Here is a 21,134-nt window from a genome sequence, read left to right on the forward strand (position 1 = left end):
TATAGTATATATTGAAATCTTTGTCAATAATTTTTAATTCATTAATATTGTATGTGTTATTATTTTTATAATTAAAAAAATTCTTATTTAATTAATAAATATTATATTAAATTTATATAGCATCTTTATAAGAATTTTTATTATTATACATAATAAATAGAAAATTTTATATTGATTTTTTTATAAAATTATATATAATATTTATTAAGAATAATTGGAATAAATTAATGAAAAAAATAATAGAATTAAATAAACCAAATTTTGATGAAAAATTTATGGTGAAGTATTCTGAATTTTTCAACTTTTTAAATAAAAAAATAGATTCTTTTGATATTATCAATACTGATATTCAAAGTTTATTTGTATGTTTGATATTTGATGCTGGTTTGTACAATATTACAAGACCAGAAAGTGTTATTTGCAGATTTTCAAAATCTATAGAAATATCAAAAGAGATGGATATAAAAATTTCTCTTTTAAGATTCCAATTAGATAGTTTGCTCAATGATTATAAATATGATAGTTTTAAGATTATCCTTTTCTTTAATATACCAGAAGATGAAATTTTATCAAAATATTTAATAGCTAAAAAAATAAAAGAAAATGATGTTTCAAATAATGATGATCCTGTTTTAAATGTTGTACCAATAAAACCTATATATAGTTTAAAACAAATGATATTAAACCCATTAACTTATGATGAAATTAATAAAATCATTATTATGATAAAAAATATAGATAAAATATATAATGAATGGGGATTTTCAGAAATAGATTCTGTACCAAAATGTATTGTAAATTTTTTTGGTCCTCCAGGTACAGGAAAAACTATGCAGCACATGCTATAGCTAATGAATTATCTTTAAATATATTAGCATTAAATTATGCTGATATAGAATCTAAATTTGTTGGCGATGCTCCAAAGAATTTAGTATCCGCATTTAAAATAGCTGAAAAAGAAAAAGCAATGTTGTTTTTTGATGAAGCGGATTCTTTTTTAGGTAAAAGGATTACAAATGTTAGTTCCAGTTCAGATCAGGCTGTAAATTCATTAAGAAGTCAAATGCTTATATTATTAGAATCGTTTAATGGTACAGTAATATTTGCTACAAATTTACATAAGAATTATGATAGTGCATTTGAGAGCAGGATATTAAAGCATATCAAATTTGAACTTCCAGATTTGGATATGAGAGCTAAAATAATAAAAAGAATGATACCTAATAAAGCTCCTATAGATATGAATTTACTAACTGATGATTATTTATTAGAATTATCAGAAATATTGGATGGTTTTTCACCTAGAGAAATTAAAAATACTATATTAGATTTACTTATATCATTTTTGTATAGCGGAGATAAAGAGATAAGCAAAGAATTAGTAGATAAAGTATTTAGAACTTCTAAAGAAAAATTTGATGAAATAAAAAATAAAACAGGTTTATCTGCAGAAGCAAAAAAGAAATTGGAAAATACAATAAAAGATAATTTAGATAATAAAAATTATACTGTAGAAAAATTGAAAGAAAATTCTGAAGAAGAAAGTAATGATGATTAAAAAATATTATTATGTTATTTATAAAAATTTTTAATAAAGGAGAGTAAAATATGAACTATAATAAAGATGACATATTAAAAATGGCAAGAGACTATATGAAAAAAATAGAAATATCTAATAAAGATACTATAGATAGTATATTAGATAAATTGAAAAAGCTTCCGGAAGATGGAGTAGCTAAGATAACTGAATATTTAGGAGATTTAAATCAGGCTGTATCAAGTCATGAAGAAGGAATATTAGGTATCATAAAAGAGGCATGGAATTTACATGAAGAGAAAAGAGAAGTATTATCATTAGAAGATTGTATTTCTATGATAAAAAAACATATTAATCCTAAATTGCATTCATCAGCATGTATATTTTTAAAAAATGTAGATAGAGATTCTAAGCATTATGCTACATATGAAGTACATGTTTTTTATATGGATCATGATAATAATCCTATGATAAATGGAAATAATCCTCATTGGATAATATATGCTGATAGATTATCAAAAGATTTAAGTGAAGAATTTGGCAATGGTGATATGATAGTTTTAAAATAATTATTAGGAGTGTAAAATGAATTTTTGGAAAGAATTATTAAGAAGTTTGTGGGGAAAAATAAAAAAGTTTTTTGAGAAAGTATTAAATTTTGTAAAAAATATAGTTGCATTTTTTAAAGATCCTAAAAGACTTGCTAAATTAAAAGAAAATAGAGACCTTATAGCTGTATCAATTAAAGAAAAATTAGAAACTGGAAATTATAGAACAGTTAATTGCCTATTTAACAATTCAACTAAAGAGGTAGAGGATTATGATGAAAATGCTCAGGGTATAGAATCAGAGTCTATAGATTCTCAAACATCAAATACATTTGGTGATAAAGATATGATTGTTTTAAAATAGGAGAATAAAAAAATGGAGGGTAAGAATATGTTATATGTTTTAATTGGAGCTATTGTAGTTGCTGGAGGAGGTTTTGTTTTATATAAATTATCAAAAGCATCTGCTAATAGTTTAATTAATAAAGCTGTATATAAAGACCTTGTAACTATGGAAGAGCTTATAAGATTTTTTAAAAATGATGATGTTCTACAACATTTAAAGGAAAATGAAAATTTAATTGCAGTTGCTATAAAATCTAAATTAGATGATGGTAATATACATATATTAGCAGCGCTTTTTAATAATAATACTAAAGAAGTTGAATATTATGAAAAGTATATGCTTAATTATAAAACTTCTAAATTAGATGAAGATTTGAACAAGGCTTTTGAAGATAAAGATATGATAGTGTTAAAATAATTATGAGTGCTTTATTATTTATAATATTTTCTTTTATAGTGCATAAAATAGGATTAAAAATAAAGGGAAATATCAGTAATAGAATTATATATTATATTGCAGATATTGTTATTTTTATACTTATAATGTTTCTGTTATATAATTATTTTTTATTTGAAAATGGTTTTATTGGTAAAATTGTTAATATAATACCATTCCATATAGGGTTTTTATCTATTTTAGACAAACTTTTTATATATTTATACAATATAGTAGACGGATTAATAGGATTTTTTATAAATTTAAATGATAATAAGCATTTAATATTGGAAAATAGCGAATATAGAAAAATGTTTATGATAGAACTAGGATTAATAATATTTTCTATTCTTATTATATTCAGAACAAAAATGATTAGAAAGAAAATTAAAAATTATTATTCAGATACTAGTCCTGCTCTATATATTATAGAAAGTGAAATAAGAAAAAATCTTATATTGAATAATATGTTAAAAATATCAAAGTTTATTATTTTTATAATAACTATATTTTATATAAAATAAATTATAAGGAAATGTTATGGGAGAAATAATAGATGCTATCATTGATATAATACGTACTTTTATTGATATTATAAGAAGAATAATTGTTAAGATTATTAACTTTGCTAAGCATATTGCTAGATTTTTTAAAGATAAGATAAAACAGTTTAAAAAAGATATCTCTAAAATTTTTATAAGTTTGAAATTCCGTAAAACTGATGTTATTGCAAAAAAAATTAGTGATTCTCTTGAACAAGGAAATTATAACACAGCTGATATTGGATTAAATCTAAGTCCTGAAACTGAAGAGGTAGTGGCCAATGTTGTTTATGATAGGGATACTGGTTCCATAGCGGATTATGAGGAAAATGCTGAGCTGATAGAAGCTGAAAATGGTATGGATGCTCAAACTCGTGAGAGATTTAAGGGCAAAGATATGATTGTACATAAAAGCTAATTAATATAGGAGGTTATATGGAAAAAATATATTACGATTTTATGTTATTGTCATCTATAATTGTTTTTTTTTGTTGTTAGAAAAGCATATAAATCTGTAAAAGCTGCTTCTTTTGTATCTAAACAATATGATGAATATACAATTGAAATAAGATTATACAGAATATTATATTTTTTATTACTTTTATCATCTCTAGGATTTATGTTATATTCATTACTTGAATTCATAAGTTTTATATCTAAATAATAATATTAATTATGAGCCAAACTATTATTAGAAACAATATTAGTATTGGTTATATTATCAGCAAACATAGTTTTTACTTTCTCATTTGTAAGAGGAGAATAAAATTTGTGTATAAGCTCATAACCTTTTTTTATTGCATTAGTATCATAAGGACTATAAACATAATTGCTTGATAAAGAAGGCATATTAATATTAGGATCTTCTTTTATAGGCTTCATTATAAATTCAAATCCTTTTTTTCTAAAAAAGGCATAGTATGTTGGTACATAAGAGAAACTAATTTCTTTGTTTTCATTAATGTTTAAAGAAACAATAGTACCTATATCAAGATGAGGATATTTTGCTTTATGATTTGCTATAAAATTTCCAAGAGAATATATTATTATTCCGCTATGATTAGTACCCTCATAAACTTCAGCAGGTCTAGGAACATGAGGATGATGTCCTACTATTATGTCAACTCCATTTTCTATTAATGCTCTTGCTGTTTCTATTGTTGCTTTTTCTGGTGCTGTAGTATATTCTAGTCCGAAATGTAATGATATAATTTTTATCTCATTATTTGTAGCAAGTGCTAAATCTGATTTAACTTTTGATATTAAATCTTCCCTTTTTGGAAAGAAGTTCATAAAATAAAAATGTCCGTTTCTATTTGTTTTATGACTTAATCCGTTATCAAGCATTGTATATGCTGATATAAAAAGAGGTACATTATTAATATTTGTTATAATAGGTGCTATGCTTGGAGAATTAGTAGATCCTCCTAAAGTTAATTTATTGTTTCTATGAAGTTCTGCTACAGTTTCTGCCTCAGCTTGTGCACCTTGATCATAAGCGTGATTATTTGCTATTGAAAAAGTATTAAAATATTTGAAGAAATACTGTAAATATTCCAATGATCCGTTAAATTCAGGATAAGGCATAGGAGGCTTATTTGTATTAACTACAAATTCTAAATTAGCAAATACAATATCTCCTTGAAAATAATCTTTTAAATCTATTAAAACATCATTACTTTGAAATGCATTAACAATAGTAGGGTGAGTCATTATATCTCCAGTAAAAACTAATTTAATGCTTTTAGGAGGTTCTTTTATTTGTTCTTCTGTTTCTTTCTTTTCAGAACATGAAATTAATAATGCCATTAGTATAGTAATAATTGTTATTTTTATCATATTGTTATCCATTTTATTTTTTATTTTAATTATCTTATTCATTTGCAATTTCTAAATCATTTTTTTCTATATCATGAATATTAAGCATTTCTGTATTATCATTATTATCATTTGATCTAGTATATTTTAGAGGCGTAAATTCCATTTCTATTATTCTTCTATCTTCAACTTTCATTATTCTTCCTCTATATCCTTTTAATATAAAACGTTCATTAGTCTCAGGTATATGGTCCAACATATCAATAACGTATCCTGCTATAGTTTGATATTCCTCATGCTCTAATTCTAATTTAAGTAATTTATTAATTTCTTCTATTGGTGCTGTTCCATTTATTATGATTCTTTTACCTTTAATTTTTACCAATTCTTCCTCTTTTTTATCACTCTCATCTTCAATATCTCCCATTATTTCTTCTATGATGTCTTCCATAGTAACAAGCCCTGCAGTTCCGCCGTATTCATCAATAGTAATAACCATTTGAAGTTTCTTTTTCTGCATGTCATTGAATAAACTGCTTATAGTTCTAGTTTCAGGTACAAAATAAGGAAGCATTATATAATCAATAGCTTTCTTTTTTATTTTATTTAGTTTACCGGCACCTTTAACATATTCTTTAAATAAAGCTCTTGTATGAAATATTCCAATTATATGGTCAACAGTTTCTTCGTAGACAGGGAATCTTGATAATCCAGTTTCTACAGTTAATTTTATTATTTCATTTACATCAGTTTCTGCCTCTATACAAACCATATCAACACGCGGTGTCATAATTTCTTCTACTGTTTTATTTCTAAAATCAATTACTCCTGTAAGAAGTTCATGAGTTGATTCTTTTATGATTCCTTCTTTATGCCCTAAATGTATTATTGTTGTTATATCATCCATGCTTGATAATGCACTTCTTTTTTCAGTATTTCTTAATTTCTTAGGTACAAAATAATTCATTATAAAAGTTGTTATTTTATCCATTAAAAAAGTTATAGGAGTAAAAATAAAATAACAGAATTTCATAAAATATAAAAGGTAGGGCATCATTTTTTCAGCATTAACTCTCATTAACACTTTAGGAAGTATTTCTCCGAATATAATAATTAATATAGTTATTGTAGCTGTAGATATAGTAACCATTACACTTTCAGATATATTAGGTAAAGCAGCTGCCAGCCTTATTGCAAATACTGTTATCATTGAGCTTGCTGTAATATTAACTATATTATTTCCTACCAAAAGGCTTGGTATCATTGAACTTGATTTTTCCAAATATTTTGTATCTTCTTCTTTTATTTTTTTCTCTCTAACTAAACGCATTAATGTAACATCATCAATTGAAGTATATGCTGTTTCGCTTCCGGAAAATAATGCTGATAACATTATAAGAATAACTATAGTTAATATTTCAAATAAATAAACTAATATAATCTCCATATTTTATAAAACCTTATATTTTTATATTCTTTTTCTTAATTCCTCCATAAAATTTTTTCCTGGATCTGTTTTTATTGTACTTCTGTATTTAGTATTTAATTCTTTAAATAGATAATAATGCTCAGATTCTTTATTTTTATATTCATAATGAGCTATAACATATTGTATGCTTTTATATTTATTTTTTAGATATTTTATTAATCTTACATTAGAGTCTAATTGTTCTTTAGTTAATTTATCTGCATATCCTATATTTTCAATACTTATAGCAGTATAATTAAATCCTACTGTATGTCTTGCTATATATTCAGTTGGAGTATTGGCATATATAGTTCCATCAGTATCTACTAAAAAGTGTGTACCAACATTTACTTCTCCGCCTGCTTCAATATCAGGTCTTCCAGTTAAAATATCATTTTTGAATATATTAACAGCTATAGCAAGATTTGGGGTTTCTGTTGAATGAACAACTATTATTTTAGGGTTATCTAAATATATAAGCGGTTTTCCATAATGTTCCATGGTATATTTAGACATTAAATTTAATCTTAATGAATTAGGTGTTATTTTATATTTATCATTTATGTTTATATTTATATTATTAGTTGCCTGATTTGTAGTTACAGTATTAGTTTGCAATATACCGCCTTTAGCTGTATAACTGCATGATAATAAAGATATTATTATTGGTAATAGAATAATAGTATTTTTAAGCATTTAATACATTATGCATCCATGGCAATATTAACACTAACAAAACCAAGTGAAGATTGGAATGGTATAATTATAGTTTGCAAATTTTTTGGTATTATCTGAATTTCTTTGCCGAAATATAGTATAGGAGGAGTTATATCGCAGCTTATACCTTCTTCAGCTAATTTAGTAATTGCAAGACCGCTTATTGTATTTCCCATTTCATTTATAACACTTCTCATCATTTCTTCAAAATCATCTTCAGAATCATATTCTCCTCTTTTTTTCTCTGTAAGTGTTTCTGTTAAAAGCTGAGAAAAGTTTTCTGGAAATTCATATAATACCTGCCCATTAACATCTCCAACAATTCCTATAGCAACACCATATCCGGAAAACAATTTACGTCCCTGACCCTTTACAAGAGTACCTTTTTCCATTGTAAGACCAGCCATTTCCTTAAATATAGATACTAAAGATACTATGAACGGATTTATAAATCTAACGTCCATGAATTTTATTGGAGTTGTAGCCATTTTGTGTTCCTCTTTTTTATTTATATTGAATTATAATAATTATAACATAGTTAATTATAATTTCAATAATATAAATTTTATATTCTATTTATTATAAATATAATAATAAACTTTAAATTGTCAAATTTTGATATCTATAATTTAATATATTACTAATTTTAAATAATTCCTTTTAGATATTTATTTATGCAGTTAATAAAATTATTGATGCTGTATTAATTTTAATATATAAATACCGTAAATATTTATAGTAAAAATATAAAAACTATTTATATATTTTTTATGAATTTAACTTGATATTTAACTTAAATGATATAGAATAAAACAAGTAAACAGGGGTTTAATATGTCATTTGTTCATTTGCATGTACATACACAATATTCAATACTTGACGGAGCTGCCCGTATTAAGTCTCTTTATTCAAAAAAAGATAAGAAGAAAAGACTTATACCTGGTTTAATAGACAGAGCCGTAGAACTGGAAATGCCTGCTATTGCAATAACAGATCATGGCAATATGTTTGGCGTTATGGAATTTTTTTCAGAAGCTAAAGATAAGGGTATTATACCAGTTATAGGATGTGAAGTATATGTTGCCCCTAAGACTAGATTTGATAAAAAGATTGAAAACTCTGAAGAAAAAAGTGCTATGCATCTTATTCTTCTTGCCAAGGATAAAGAAGGTTATGATAATTTATGTAAATTAGTAACTTTCGGATATACTGAAGGATTTTATTACAGACCTAGAATAGATCATGAATTAATAGAGAAATATAATAAAGGCTTAATTTGTCTTTCTGCTTGTATGGGAGGAGAAATACCTATAGCTTTGAGAAAAAAGGATTATAATCAAGCTTTAAAGTTAGCACAGTATTATAAATCTATATTTGGAGAGGATTTTTATATAGAGCTTCAGGATCATGGCATAGCAGAAGAAAAACAATTAAACAGCGATTTATATAAAGTTGCTAAAAAAGAAAATATAGAACTTGTAGTTACTAATGATGTTCATTATGTATCTAAAGAAGATGCAAAGGCTCATGAGATACTTTTGGCAATACAGACAAAAGCAACTTTAGATTCTCCTAGAAGATACAAATTTCCAAGCAATGAATTTCATTTAAAAAGCGAAGAAGAAATGATGAAGTCATTTGCAAAACTTCCTAAAGCATTTGAAAATACTGTAAAAATAGCGGAACAATGCAAAGACTTGAATATAATGACTAAAAGCTATTATATGCCTAATTATGAGCTTCCTAATGGCGAAACGGAAACTTCTGCACTTAGAAATATGTGTATTGATGGTTTAAATAAATATTATAATAATGATATCCCTAAAGAAGCTATGGACAGACTTGAAATGGAATTAGGTGTTATAGCTAAAATGGGTTTTGAAGGATACTTCTTAGTAGTTCAGGATTTCATTAACTATGCTAGAAATCATGATGTTGCTGTAGGGCCTGGAAGAGGAAGTGCAGCAGGATCAATAGTTGCATTTGCTACAGGAATTACTAAAGTTAATCCTCTTGATTATAATTTGCTTTTTGAGAGATTTTTGAATCCTGAAAGAAAAAGCATGCCTGATATAGATGTTGACTTCCAAGATGATAAAAGGGAAGTAATAATAGATTATGTAAAAGAGAAATACGGAAAGGACAATGTTGCACAAATTGCTACATTCGGTGCTTTGGGAGGCCGTTCTGTTATAAGGGATGTTTGCCGTGTTATGGGTATAGATTTAGCTACTGCTGACAGACTTGCTAAAAGCATACCTGATGATGTAAAAAGAGTAGTAGATATATATGATCATCCTGAATGTGCTGAGTTCATAAAGGAAATAGAAAACAGCAGAGAATTGAAGAATATGTATGAAATATCTACAAGACTTGACGGTTTAGTTAGGAATGTAGGACTTCATGCTGCAGGTGTTATTATATCATCTCATCCTATAATGGATTTGGCACCGGTTTATCAGGATTCTAAAACAGGTACAAGAGCTTGTCAGTATGAGATGACTTATGTTGAAAGTGCCGGTCTTATAAAGATGGACTTTTTAGGCATTAAGAACTTAAGACTTATAAAAGATGCTATAAAAGATATAAAAGAAAGATATGGTATTGAAATAGATATAGATAAAATTCCTTTAGATGATGAAGCTGTTTATGATATATTTAGAAAAGCTGATACAGGAGGAGTTTTCCAATTTGAAAGCCCTGGCATGCGTCAGATGCTTATAAATATTCAGCCTACAGGTTTTGATGACTTAGTATCAAGCGTAGCTTTATACCGTCCTGGTCCTTTGAATTCAGGTATGGATAAAGATTATGCTGATAGAAAAAATAAAAGAAAAGAGATTGTATACAAACACCCTGATTTAGAGCCTATACTTAAAGAAAGTCAGGGAGTATTAATATATCAAGAGCAGATTATGGCCATAAGCCGTGTTATAGGCGGATTTGCTGCTGCTGAAGCTGATGATTTAAGAAAGGCTATGGGTAAAAAAATCGTAGAGAAAATGAACTCTATGGAAGAGAAATTTATTAAAGGCGGACTTGAAAGAGGTTATGATAAAGAGTTATTAACTTATTTATTTGATACCATGAAAGGTTTTGCTGAATACGGATTTAATAAATCTCACTCTGTTTGTTATGCATTAATAGCTTATCAAGAGGCTTATATTAAAGCACATTATCCAATGGAATATTATGTTGCTTTGCTTAATACTGTTATAGCAGATACTGATAAAATATCTTTATATCTTAATGAAGTTAAGCAAAAAAATATAGATATAGTTACAGCAAGCGTTTTTGAAAGCAATGCTTTATTCTCTCAGAAAAACGGTAAAATAGTTTATGCTTTGCATGCTGTTAAAGGTGTTGGTCTTCATGCTGCTTTAGCTATTGAGGAAGAGAGAGAAAAAAACGGACAGTTCAAGAATTTAGAAGATTTTGTAAAACGTGTAGATGTTCATTTGGTTAATAGAAAAGTTTATGAAACATTAATTAAATGCGGAGCTTTTGCCGAGTTTGGTCATACAGAAAGTGCTTTGCTTTCTTCTCTTGATGCGATACTTGCTCATGCTTCTAATTATCAGAAGGAAACATTATCCGGTCAGACTATGTTATTTGATTCTATGTCTGAAGATGACAGCGGAAGTGCTTCTTTGGTAATAGAAAAACAAGTGGAATATGCTTCTAATATTTTAATGGAAAATGAGAAAGAAGTTTTAGGCTTTTCATTAAGATATCATCCTTTTGCAAGATACATTACTAAAATTGATTATAAATATTTCAACAATACTTTGGATATTGACAATCTTAAAGATAAAGATGAGTTTTTACTTCCTTGTGTTGTTATATCAGCTATTGAAACAACTACAAAGAAAAATACTCCTATGATTACATTAAAAGTAATAGATTTATTTACTGAATATGTATTTTATATTACAGCCAATAGTCAGATAGAAAAATATAAAGATATGCTTGAAGAACAAACAGGAATATTGATAAAAGGACGCAGAGATGAAAATAGATTCTCAGAAAAAATATATAATAATATTGTTGATATAAAATTGTTAGATTCTTTCTTAAAAGATAAAAATCTTAAACTTAAAGAAGTAAAAAGAGATAATATAAAAAGAGAGGGTATATCTGAGAATGTTCAAGTTCAGTCAAGTATAAATGAGACTCCATTTAAAAACTCTAATAAAGATGCTGATATAAAACGTTCTGATAATATTGTTTCAAGTGATTCTTTTGCCAATAATAATAACAATATAATCATTAAGCATTCAAATACTGGTAAAAAACAATTATCTCTTCATGTTCATAAGAATATATTTGATGATATGGATTTATTATGTTTGCAAAATGCAATATCAAGCAATCCTGGAGAATATACAATATTCTTGAAATTAAAATCAGAAAGCGGTACAGAGATTTTTAAAATAGGTGAGGATTATAAAGTTGATCCTAATCAGAGATTTTTAAATGAAACAAAAAATGCTTTAAGATCATTAATAGAAATTGAATATGCTTAAAAATTATAAAAAAGACTGCTAATTAAAAATTAACAGTCTTTTTTATTAATTATTTTCTTTTATTATCAACTAAACCCATTAAATCTCTAACTTCATATAATGTTTTTTCAGCAACTTCGGAAGCATTTTTAGCACCTTCTTTAAGTACATCATAAACATAATCTTTATCATTGGATAATTTATTTATGTTCTCTCTTATAGGGGCAAGTTCATCATTAATATTTTTAACCAGCATTTTTTTGCATTGTACGCATCCAATAGCCGCATTTTTACAGCCATCGCAAATTTCTTTTTGTTCATCTTCAGAAGAGAAAATTTTATGATAATTATAAACATTACAAATATCAGGGTTGCCAGCATCAGTTTTAAGTTTTCTGTTTGTATCTGTCATTGCTTTTTGTAAAATTAATTTCTCTGTTTCTTCTGCTGTTAAACGCAAAGCTATATGATTATTTAGAGATTTGCTCATTTTATTTTGGCCGTCTAGTCCTAATATTCTTAATACTTTGCCATGATAAGTATCAGGTTCTTTAAAATATTCTCCGTATCTATTATTAAATTTTCTAACTATCATTCTTGTTAATTCTACATGTTGTTCCTGATCTTCTCCAACCGGAACTATATCAGGATGATAAAGTAAAATATCAGCTGCCATTAATGAAGGGTATGTGAGAAGTGCTGCATTAATATTTTCAACATTCTTTCTTGATTTATCTTTGTATTGAGTCATTCTTTCCAATTCAGCCACCGGTATTATGGAATTAAATATCCAAGCAAGTTCTGTATGTGCTCTAACATCAGATTGTACAAATATGGAGCATTTTTTAGGATCAAGTCCGCATGCCAGATATTCAACAGCAGCATCCATTATTCTTTTTTGCATTTCTTTAACATCATATTCAACAGTAATTGCATGATAGTCAACTATGCAAAAAAATCCATAATAATTATCAAGTATGTCTGCCCAATTTTTTAAAGCTCCTAAATAATTACCAATATGAAGAGAACCAGTAGGCTGTATTCCGCTTAACATAACTTTTTTTGACATATTATAACTCCATTTAATTTTTTATATTTTATTCTGCTTTTATGTTTGCAACTAAGAAACCTTCTTCAGTTCTTAAATCGCTTACATTAATATATATAAGTCTTTTATCTTCTGTTTCTATCAATAATTTTTTATTTAATGGATTCACCTCTTTTATTACGGATGGTACACTATTAAATACTAACTTAGTACCAACCTTAGGTAAATCTTTTTTTAGAGCACAATATGCTTTATATTCATGTCCTAAGCAGCACATAAGTCTTCCGCATTGTCCGGATATTTTCATTGTGTTTAAAAGCATGCCTTGTTCTTTTGCCATTTTTATAGTGATAGTTTCAAACTTACCTTTTATTACTTTACAGCATAATTCTCTTCCGCATATTCCGCATCCGCCTATAGATCTTGCTTCATCTCTTACTCCTATTTGGCGAAGTTCTATTCTTGTTTTAAAATGTGCTGCTAAATCTTTTACTAACTCTCTAAAATCTATTCTCTCTTCTGCAATGAATTCAAATAAAAGTTTAGCTCTATCTAAAAAATAATAAGAACTTATTAATTTTAAATCCAGATTATGATTATTGACTTTTTCTTTGCATATTTTAAAAGCTTCTGATGCATCTTCTGTATTTATTCTATGCTGTTCTAAATCTTTTTCATTTGCTATTCTAATTATATTAAAGATTTTATTTTTATTATTTTTTGTTTTTATGTTGGGTTCTTCTTCAACAATATCCTTTAATTCTTCAGATATTTCTTCATTACTGACGTCATCAATATCATCATTTTGTTCCGATATTTCATTATTTTCATTAGAATCACTATTTTGATTTTCTTCAGCATTTAATGAATCCATATCTATATCTTCAAAATTTAGTATGTATCCTATTTCTATACCTTCATCAGTTTCTATGACACATGTATCTTTTACTTTTACATTCTCTAAATGCAAATGTTCAAATTTCCCTATATTAGAACCCCTAAATTTAACATGGGCTATGTTTTTTATCATTAATACACTCCAAACTTATTATATTTTAAGAATTAGTTAATATAATTTAATGGTACTATATTTTATTTTTAAGTTGATATTATTGCAAGTATTATTTTTTTATATAGTATGATTTTATATTATAATTTTATAAAAATATGTTGATTAATATTGTATATAGAGTATATTATATATGTTGAAAAATTATGTGTAGTTATTTATGAAGTTGTCTTTTTTGTTTCCATTATTGTTTATGATGTTGTCATGTTTAAGTGCACCAGAAATTTATTTAAAAACTGATAATGCACAATATTGGAAAGATATGGTAAAAAATAAAATATCATATGATGTTTATCAAAATATATATAGATTTGATAATAATGCTAATATGACTTTAACTGTATATGGATATAAAGCTCCTATAAAATATAGTTTATTTCTTATGAAAGAAAAAAATCAGGCATTTTATTATAAAAATACAACATTAAAAAGTTATATAGTTGAAAGTTTGCCTACATTTAATTTATATGAAGATACCGTAAAAAAAAATGTTTATGATAGATTATATTCAGAACTTTCATATTATATTAGTAAGAATTTTCCGGATAGAAGTATTTATTTATCCATAGGATTAATGGTAAAAGATGATATTTTATATATAGCAGAAAATTACTCATCAGATTATAAGGATAGATTACACCATTGGATGAGAAAAAATGGATATGGAAGAGGGAATGATTGGGTGCCTTCTGTAAGTGCTGATTGGGAATCTTATCCTATACCTACAGAACATGAAATTGATTGGGATGATGTTGAAGTAATTGGAAGATTATTTTAATTTTGAATGTTTATAAATAAATCTATTTACATTTTTAGTTTTATTTATATTATATATTAATCTATTTTGTATATGGAGTATAAATGGTTAAGCGTATTAATATAGATGAATTTTTTAAATTAAGGGAAGAAGAGAATCTGCCTATTATAGATGTTCGCTCTCCTATAGAATATGAACATGCTCATATACCAAATGCTTATAATGTCTATTTGTTTAATGATGAAGAGAGAAAAGACGTAGGAACTATATACAAGCAAATTGGAAGAAAAGAAGCTGTATTGAAAGGGCTTGAGTATGTATCATTAAGAATGACAGATATACTAAAATCCATTGATAATATAACAAAAGACTATAATAATACTAATAAAATTCTTATGCATTGTTTTAGAGGAGGAATGAGAAGCGAGTCAGTAGCTTGGCTTTGCTCCAGTTATGGTTATGATGTTTATGTTTTGGACGGAGGATATAAAAGGTATAGGCATTATGTATTAGATTCTTTTAATAAGAACTATAGAATATATTTGCTTACAGGAAAGACAGGAAGCGGAAAAACATTAATATTAAATAAATTAAAAGAATATGGACATAATGTTATAGATTTAGAAAAAATAGCCAAGCATAAAGGTTCGGCATTCGGATGGATAAATGAGGGAGAACAGCCTAGCCAGGAACAATTTGAAAATAATTTATCAGCTGAATTATTAAAGTATAGTATTGATTCTATATTATGGTTTGAAGATGAAAGTTTGCTTATAGGTAAAAGAGCTATACCAAGAGATTTATTTAATAGAATGAGAGACAGTGAAAAAATAATATATTTGGACATACCAAAAGAGTTTAGGGCTGAATATATTGTTAATACTTATGGTAAATATAGTATTGATGATTTAAAAGAATCCATTATAAAGATAAAAAACCGTTTGGTCGGCGAAAAGATGAAGGAATCTTTAGAATTACTTGATAATGGAAATATATATGAATGCGTATTGAATATGCTTTATTATTATGATAAGGCTTATAAGCTTAGCATTCAGGATGATAAATTGGTAAAGATAGAATGCTGCAATCAAGATTTTGATAATATTGTCAAATTAATATTAAATAAGGTTAATCTTTAAAAGATATAAAAAAAGCGAAAGTTTTACCTTTCGCTTTTTTATTTATTTACTGAAGATTAAAATGATTCAAAACCATCTGAAGTATCTTTAGAGGTATCAAATGTATTTCCAAATTCATTATCTTTTACTGTTTTAACAGGAGCAGAGCTAACAGGAACACTAACAGGTTTTTCTTCATGATGTTTCTTTAATGGGCTTTTTAATTCTGGTTTTTTTACAGGAGCAGGTTTATTTTCCTGAACAGCTTTTTTATCTGTAGTAGGTGTTACAGTATCTTTTTTCTCTCTTTCTACTTTTGCTATATTTTTCTTATAATTCATGCCTCTTAATTTAAAGAATTCCATAGCTCTTAATAATTCTTCAGCTTGAGAGAATAATGCTTCAGAAGCAGCTGTAGCCTCTTCTACTAAAGCAGCATTTTGCTGAGTAGTCATATCCATTTGTGTAATAGCTATATTAACCTGATCTACACCAGCCTGCTGTTCCATAGCAGTAGAACTTAAATCCTGCATAATTTTAGCTGTTTCTTCTATCTGAGCTCTTAAGTTTTGGAATATTTCTTTAGATTCTCTTGCTGTTTCTGTAGCAGCAGCTATTTTTTCTTCTGAATCAGCTACTAAACTTGTAATATCTTTTACAGATGTTTGAGTTGTTTGTGCTAAGTTTCTAACCTCAGAAGCAACAACAGCGAAACCTCTTCCTTGTTCTCCGGCACGGGCAGCTTCAACTGCAGCATTAAGAGCAAGTATATTAGTTTGGAATGCTATGTCTTCAATTATTTTTGTAATAGCACTGATTTTAGAACTTGATTCATATACAGCTTCTATATTTTGAGTACTTTCTTCAATAATTCTTCCTGCTTCTTCAATAGCTGTTTTAGAATTAATCATCATATTATTGCCTTCTAATGTGTGTTCAGCAGATGATTTTATTGTAGATGCTATTTCTTCCATAGAAGAAGCAGTTTCTTCAAGTCCTGAAGCTTGATTTTCTGTTCTGTTTGATAAATCTATATTACCTTGTGCTACTTCATTAGCAGATGCTTTTACAGTGTAGGCACTATCGTATACTATTCTTACTTTTTCATTTAATTGATCTAAAATATTTATTAAAGCAACAGCAATCTCACCGAATTCATCTTTTCTTTTTTCAAATCCAGGAGGAGTAGACCAACTAAGATCACCTTTAGATAAACTAGTTAAATCTATAGCTAAAAGGTGTAATATAGTAGTTATTTTGTTTATATAGAATACTATTACCAAAGAGGCAATTACAAGTATTACAATAGTACCAATGATAGCATATCTTTTCATAGAAGAAATATGAGAGAATAATTCTGCTGATTCTATACTCATAACAACAGACCAACCAGATATAGGCTCTTTATAAAAAGTAGCTATAGAGTCTTTATCATTAAAAGGTGATTTAAACTCATAATATCCTGATTCATTTTCTACAGCATATTTGATATAATCTGCATTTCTTAAAACTTCACTTCTTACATGCGAAGGTATAGGGTCAGCTATAACCCATCTATCTTTATCAACTATGAATGGGTGACCAGTATTTCCTGATTTTACAAGATTTAATTCTTTATCTATAAAGCCTAACCAATCAATCATTGTAGATATTGCACCAACTATATTTCCGGCTGAATCTTTTACAGGTGAGAAAACTTTTACAACATATTTATTATTATCAGCAGGAGAAGGATCTACAGTATAATGTACGGAAGATTGACCGGACATGATTTTCTGCCATAATTCTGTTCCGCTGAAATTTCTTGTGGAAGAGGCATTAACAATTTTATCATCTAAAGTGTCAGCTACTACATTTCCTGATCCGTCAAGAACTACTATTCCTTCTAAATTAACATTATTTGCTGTAACAGCTTTTAATTTTTGTGTAAGAGCAAGTTTATTTTCAGGTGTTTGATTTTGGATGAATGTTACCAATTCCGGGTATCCTCTGCTTATTGCTTCAGACGTAAATATTGACTGCTCTAGCCATACATTTATCATTCTAGCATATACTTTTGTAGTTGATTCAAATCCGAATATAGCAGAACTTCTTATACCCTGAGCACCTATATTAATTAATAGAGTAACTAAAATAATTGTCATAACCGTAACGAGAAGCATTACGAAAAACGGTATTTTAACCTTTAAGGATTGCAATTTTCTCACTGTCAAACTCCAACAATTTATTTACATGAAAAAATATCATTTTATATTATTATATATAATAACAATATTTTTTATGAAGTCAAGATATATTTTTTACATATTCTATAATTTATCGTATATTTAACATTTATTTTTTAATTAAATACATTCTTTTGTAAAAAAAATCTACTTTTTCTTATTTTCAGCTTCGCTTTTTCTTATGTAAAGCGGCAGTAAAGAATGTATATCGTCAAATTGATTGTTTTTAAATTTATACTTGGAGAGAAGTATTATATTATATGCTCTTATTATATTATAATTTTCATCTAAAGGTTTAATATTGTAATTTTTTAGATTTTCAGTAAAGAAATCTCTATTATTATAAAATCCGTCGCCGCATAATACTATATTTTTATCCGTGTTTTCTATTGAATTAATTATATCTATGAATTCCTGATATGTTAAATCCATATTCTCTTTTAATTTATTACAGCCGTTATATATATTAGCATATACGCTTCCTTTTCTGGCATCTATCATAGCTGCTTTTATTCCGTCATAATCTTTTATATTCTCATATAAAGCATCTAAACTTTGAATGCCTATTATTGATATATTTTTAGCGTAGCATATAGTTTTTATAGTGGCAAATGCTATTCTTAAGGCTGTAAAAGAGCCTGGTCCCATTCCCAATGCTATATAAGTTATATCATCCAATGAAACATTATTTTCTTTAAGGAAAGACTGTAAAGCAGGAAGTATTTCTTCATTATGATTTTTTATATTCTGCTTATTAAGTTCTGAAATAGTATTATCGTCTTTTTGAAGAGCTATTGAGAAACTGCTTGATACTGTATCGAATGCTAATATATTCATGACATTAAATCTAGTACTAAGCCTTTAAGTCTCATAACTTTATTTGCTATTGCTATATGATTCTTTTGTTCTTTCATAATTAAAGCATAAAGAGAGTCAAGTTCTTCGTTAATCTTGGCAACAACTTTGTACTGGCGGCTGCTGTACATAGATCTGCTTCTATTGAATACCGAAACTTCTCTTACTCTGTAAGCGTCTTTTATTAGTTTATCTGTTAATGCTCTTATTAAATCTCTAAATCTCTGAAAATCTTTTATATTTGCACTTCTGTCTAAAATATTCCCAGCATCGTAAATTTGTCTTTTTAATTCATCTAATTCGTATGAGTATTTTTTTATTTCTTTATCTTCTTCCAACATTGCAGCGAAGGGAGATGAAGCTGCTGATACTTTCATTGATGCCTCAGGCGAAGCCATCAATATATTGTTTAAATTCATCTCTCTATTCATTCTTTCTTGAACTCTCATTACATTTCTCCGTAAAATACTTAATTATGTTAACTTTTAAAATATATTATGTTAACTTAACATGAATCATATAAAATATCAATATACTATAAATCGTATTTTTGCTATTTTGCTTTATTATTTTATTTTTTTGATTATAATAATGGGCTAAACTGAAAATTATTGAAAAAAAACTAAAAAGATTTATAATTTTTTTATGAAAAGAGAAGAAATTTTATCAAGATATAACTCAATAATTGAAAATATTGAAAGAATAAAACAAAAATACAGTATAAGCTATGATGTTAATATTGCAGCGGTAAGCAAATATTCATCATTGGACACTATAAAGGAATTTCTGTCATTAAATATAGATCTTCCGCTGGCTGAGAGTAAAGCACAGAGCTTGAGGGATAGAGCAGGGGAGATTGCAGAGATTAAAGACAATGTTAAATGGCATTTTATAGGACGCATACAGAACAATAAGGTAAAATACATAGTTAAATATGCAGATTTGATACAAAGCGTAGATTCTATTGAAACAGCCCAATATATAAGCAAGGAAGCACAAAAAAATAATAAGATACAGGATATACTTCTTCAGTTTAATATAAGCGATGAGGAACAGAAAGGCGGATTTAATACAAGCAGTTATCATAATATATACGAGAATATAAGCGGAATGGATAATATATGTATAAAAGGTCTTATGGGAATAGCAATGGACAGCGAAGATTCTTCAGTTATAGAGAAAGAGTTTGAGAGATTGCATATAATATATGAAGAAATAAATTCAAAATATAAAAATCCTTTATCCGTTCTTTCTATGGGTATGTCTTCAGATTATGAACTTGCAATAAAGCATGGTTCAAATATGGTTAGAATAGGCAGCAGCTTTTTAGGTAATTCTTAAATGTTAAAAGGTTTTGTAATAAACGAGGATAAATTATGCCTTTGAATTTTGAAACTTTAGAAAAATCAATAAAAGCATTAGAAAAATCTATTAATGTATATTACAGCTATAAAGAAGATGAAAATAAAGATTTGATAGATACAATATCAGCAGGAATAATACAGAATTTTGAAATAGCTTATGAGAATAGCTGGAAATTAATAGCTAAATGGCTTGATGAAAATATTTCAGCTGATACATCGCATAAAACTACAAAAAAAGGATTATTCAGACTTGCAGGCGAATATTTTTTAATAGATGATGTAAATATGTGGATAGAATTTCATAATGCTAGAAATAATACATCGCATAGATATTCTGGGATTTTATCTCATGAAGTTTTAGAGTATGCATTAAAATTTCCAAGTTATGCAGAATATCTTTTAAAGAATTTAAAGGAAAAAGTATAATGCTATCAATACCATATAATGATATAGAAACAATAAATAAAATTTTATCTTATAATATAAAGTCTGGTAAAGTTTATGCTTTTGGTTCAAGATATAAATGTACTAACAGAAAATTTTCTGATTTGGATTTAGCTATTGATTTAAATAGGAAGATGAGTATAAATGAAATAGAGAATTTGAAATATGATTTTGAAGAGAGTAATTTAAGTTATAGAGTAGATATTATAGATTATAATAATATAAGCGAAGAGTTTAAGCAAATAATAGACTCAGGCAGCGAAATAATTTACAGCAGGAGTTTTTTATAATGAAAAAAGTAAAAGATGATTGGCAGGAAGTTAGGCTAGGGGATATAT

At 26.9% G+C, this 21,134-nt stretch carries 23 protein-coding genes; 13 read left to right on the forward strand and 10 right to left on the reverse strand.

The window, feature by feature from the left end; genetic code table 11:
* Positions 1-227 precede the first annotated feature (227 nt).
* Genes Q0J90_RS11425 through Q0J90_RS11455 form a run of 7 tightly spaced genes read left to right on the forward strand, consistent with a single transcriptional unit; the run spans position 228 to position 3,826 of the window.
* Entirely contained in the window at positions 228-848 is a 621-nt protein-coding gene (locus Q0J90_RS11425; RefSeq protein WP_297278027.1) for a hypothetical protein, read from the forward strand.
* On the forward strand, positions 788-1,558 hold the full coding sequence (locus tag Q0J90_RS11430) for an ATP-binding protein (RefSeq protein ID WP_297278028.1): 771 nt from the start codon (positions 788-790) through the stop codon (positions 1,556-1,558). The genes Q0J90_RS11425 and Q0J90_RS11430 overlap by 61 nt, the downstream gene beginning before the upstream one ends.
* Positions 1,559-1,608: 50 nt before the next feature.
* Positions 1,609-2,106: a hypothetical protein gene (locus Q0J90_RS11435; RefSeq protein ID WP_297278029.1), complete on the forward strand. Its 498-nt coding sequence runs from the start codon at positions 1,609-1,611 to the stop codon at positions 2,104-2,106.
* A gap of 16 nt (positions 2,107-2,122) precedes the next feature.
* Positions 2,123-2,449 (forward strand): hypothetical protein, encoded by a 327-nt coding sequence (locus tag Q0J90_RS11440; RefSeq protein ID WP_297278030.1) that lies wholly within the window; start codon positions 2,123-2,125, stop codon positions 2,447-2,449.
* A gap of 12 nt (positions 2,450-2,461) precedes the next feature.
* Positions 2,462-2,848 (forward strand): hypothetical protein, encoded by a 387-nt coding sequence (locus Q0J90_RS11445; protein ID WP_297278031.1) that lies wholly within the window; start codon positions 2,462-2,464, stop codon positions 2,846-2,848.
* Positions 2,849-2,850: 2 nt separating this feature from the next.
* Entirely contained in the window at positions 2,851-3,390 is a 540-nt protein-coding gene (locus tag Q0J90_RS11450; protein WP_297278032.1) for a hypothetical protein, read from the forward strand.
* Positions 3,391-3,406: 16 nt separating this feature from the next.
* Positions 3,407-3,826 carry a hypothetical protein gene (locus Q0J90_RS11455; RefSeq protein WP_297278033.1) on the forward strand — a complete coding sequence of 140 codons (420 nt, stop codon included), beginning with the start codon at positions 3,407-3,409 and terminating at the stop codon, positions 3,824-3,826.
* Positions 3,827-3,876: 50 nt separating this feature from the next.
* Here Q0J90_RS11455 and Q0J90_RS11460 read toward each other — a convergent pair whose 3' ends face one another.
* From Q0J90_RS11460 to Q0J90_RS11480, 5 genes are read right to left on the reverse strand one after another with little or no spacing between them, the layout of a single operon-like run.
* On the reverse strand, positions 3,877-4,053 hold the full coding sequence (locus Q0J90_RS11460) for a hypothetical protein (RefSeq protein WP_297278034.1): 177 nt from the start codon (positions 4,051-4,053) through the stop codon (positions 3,877-3,879).
* A gap of 24 nt (positions 4,054-4,077) precedes the next feature.
* Positions 4,078-5,247 carry a CapA family protein gene (locus Q0J90_RS11465; RefSeq protein ID WP_367173888.1) on the reverse strand — a complete coding sequence of 390 codons (1,170 nt, stop codon included), beginning with the start codon at positions 5,245-5,247 and terminating at the stop codon, positions 4,078-4,080.
* A gap of 34 nt (positions 5,248-5,281) precedes the next feature.
* Positions 5,282-6,673 (reverse strand): hemolysin family protein, encoded by a 1,392-nt coding sequence (locus Q0J90_RS11470; RefSeq protein ID WP_297278036.1) that lies wholly within the window; start codon positions 6,671-6,673, stop codon positions 5,282-5,284.
* A gap of 21 nt (positions 6,674-6,694) precedes the next feature.
* Positions 6,695-7,390, reverse strand: a complete 696-nt coding sequence (locus Q0J90_RS11475; RefSeq protein ID WP_297278037.1) for a peptidoglycan recognition family protein — start codon at positions 7,388-7,390, stop codon at positions 6,695-6,697.
* Between the two features lie 8 nt (positions 7,391-7,398).
* Positions 7,399-7,899, reverse strand: coding sequence for a chemotaxis protein CheX (locus Q0J90_RS11480; protein WP_028329706.1), 501 nt, complete (start codon positions 7,897-7,899; stop codon positions 7,399-7,401).
* Between the two features lie 345 nt (positions 7,900-8,244).
* Between Q0J90_RS11480 and dnaE the strand changes: the two genes are divergently transcribed.
* Positions 8,245-11,937 (forward strand): DNA polymerase III subunit alpha, encoded by a 3,693-nt coding sequence (dnaE, locus tag Q0J90_RS11485; RefSeq protein ID WP_297278038.1) that lies wholly within the window; start codon positions 8,245-8,247, stop codon positions 11,935-11,937.
* A 49-nt stretch (positions 11,938-11,986) separates the two neighbouring features.
* Here the strand turns inward: dnaE and trpS are convergent, their stop codons facing one another.
* Positions 11,987-12,985, reverse strand: coding sequence for a tryptophan--tRNA ligase (gene trpS, locus Q0J90_RS11490; RefSeq protein ID WP_297278039.1), 999 nt, complete (start codon positions 12,983-12,985; stop codon positions 11,987-11,989).
* 28 nt (positions 12,986-13,013) lie between these two features.
* Complete coding sequence (locus Q0J90_RS11495) at positions 13,014-13,994, reverse strand: regulatory iron-sulfur-containing complex subunit RicT (protein WP_297278040.1); 981 nt, start codon at positions 13,992-13,994, stop codon at positions 13,014-13,016.
* A gap of 199 nt (positions 13,995-14,193) precedes the next feature.
* On the opposite strand from Q0J90_RS11495, the gene Q0J90_RS11500 reads away from it, so the two are divergent.
* Positions 14,194-14,811 carry a hypothetical protein gene (locus tag Q0J90_RS11500; RefSeq protein ID WP_297278041.1) on the forward strand — a complete coding sequence of 206 codons (618 nt, stop codon included), beginning with the start codon at positions 14,194-14,196 and terminating at the stop codon, positions 14,809-14,811.
* 83 nt (positions 14,812-14,894) lie between these two features.
* Positions 14,895-15,929 carry a tRNA 2-selenouridine(34) synthase MnmH gene (gene mnmH, locus Q0J90_RS11505; RefSeq protein WP_297278042.1) on the forward strand — a complete coding sequence of 345 codons (1,035 nt, stop codon included), beginning with the start codon at positions 14,895-14,897 and terminating at the stop codon, positions 15,927-15,929.
* Positions 15,930-15,985: 56 nt separating this feature from the next.
* Here the strand turns inward: mnmH and Q0J90_RS11510 are convergent, their stop codons facing one another.
* The 3 genes from Q0J90_RS11510 to Q0J90_RS11520 all read right to left on the reverse strand — a co-directional run bounded on the left by Q0J90_RS11510 (position 15,986) and on the right by Q0J90_RS11520 (position 19,437).
* Positions 15,986-18,115, reverse strand: a complete 2,130-nt coding sequence (locus tag Q0J90_RS11510; protein WP_297278043.1) for a methyl-accepting chemotaxis protein — start codon at positions 18,113-18,115, stop codon at positions 15,986-15,988.
* Between the two features lie 165 nt (positions 18,116-18,280).
* Positions 18,281-18,970 (reverse strand): tRNA (adenosine(37)-N6)-threonylcarbamoyltransferase complex dimerization subunit type 1 TsaB, encoded by a 690-nt coding sequence (tsaB, locus tag Q0J90_RS11515; protein WP_297278044.1) that lies wholly within the window; start codon positions 18,968-18,970, stop codon positions 18,281-18,283.
* Positions 18,967-19,437, reverse strand: coding sequence for a YaaR family protein (locus tag Q0J90_RS11520; RefSeq protein WP_297278045.1), 471 nt, complete (start codon positions 19,435-19,437; stop codon positions 18,967-18,969). Before Q0J90_RS11520 ends, tsaB begins: the two co-directional genes overlap by 4 nt.
* Positions 19,438-19,633: 196 nt before the next feature.
* On the opposite strand from Q0J90_RS11520, the gene Q0J90_RS11525 reads away from it, so the two are divergent.
* The 3 genes from Q0J90_RS11525 to Q0J90_RS11535 are packed head-to-tail and all read left to right on the forward strand — an operon-like array spanning position 19,634 to position 21,086.
* Complete coding sequence (locus tag Q0J90_RS11525) at positions 19,634-20,329, forward strand: YggS family pyridoxal phosphate-dependent enzyme (RefSeq protein ID WP_297278046.1); 696 nt, start codon at positions 19,634-19,636, stop codon at positions 20,327-20,329.
* 35 nt (positions 20,330-20,364) lie between these two features.
* On the forward strand, positions 20,365-20,778 hold the full coding sequence (locus Q0J90_RS11530; protein ID WP_297278047.1) for an HI0074 family nucleotidyltransferase substrate-binding subunit: 414 nt from the start codon (positions 20,365-20,367) through the stop codon (positions 20,776-20,778).
* A complete protein-coding gene (locus Q0J90_RS11535; protein WP_297278048.1) occupies positions 20,778-21,086 on the forward strand; it encodes a nucleotidyltransferase domain-containing protein in 309 nt (102 codons plus the stop codon). Before Q0J90_RS11530 ends, Q0J90_RS11535 begins: the two co-directional genes overlap by 1 nt.
* Positions 21,087-21,134 lie beyond the last annotated feature (48 nt).

Source organism: uncultured Brachyspira sp. (genome assembly GCF_944390595.1).
Classification (GTDB): Bacteria; Spirochaetota; Brachyspiria; order Brachyspirales; family Brachyspiraceae; genus Brachyspira.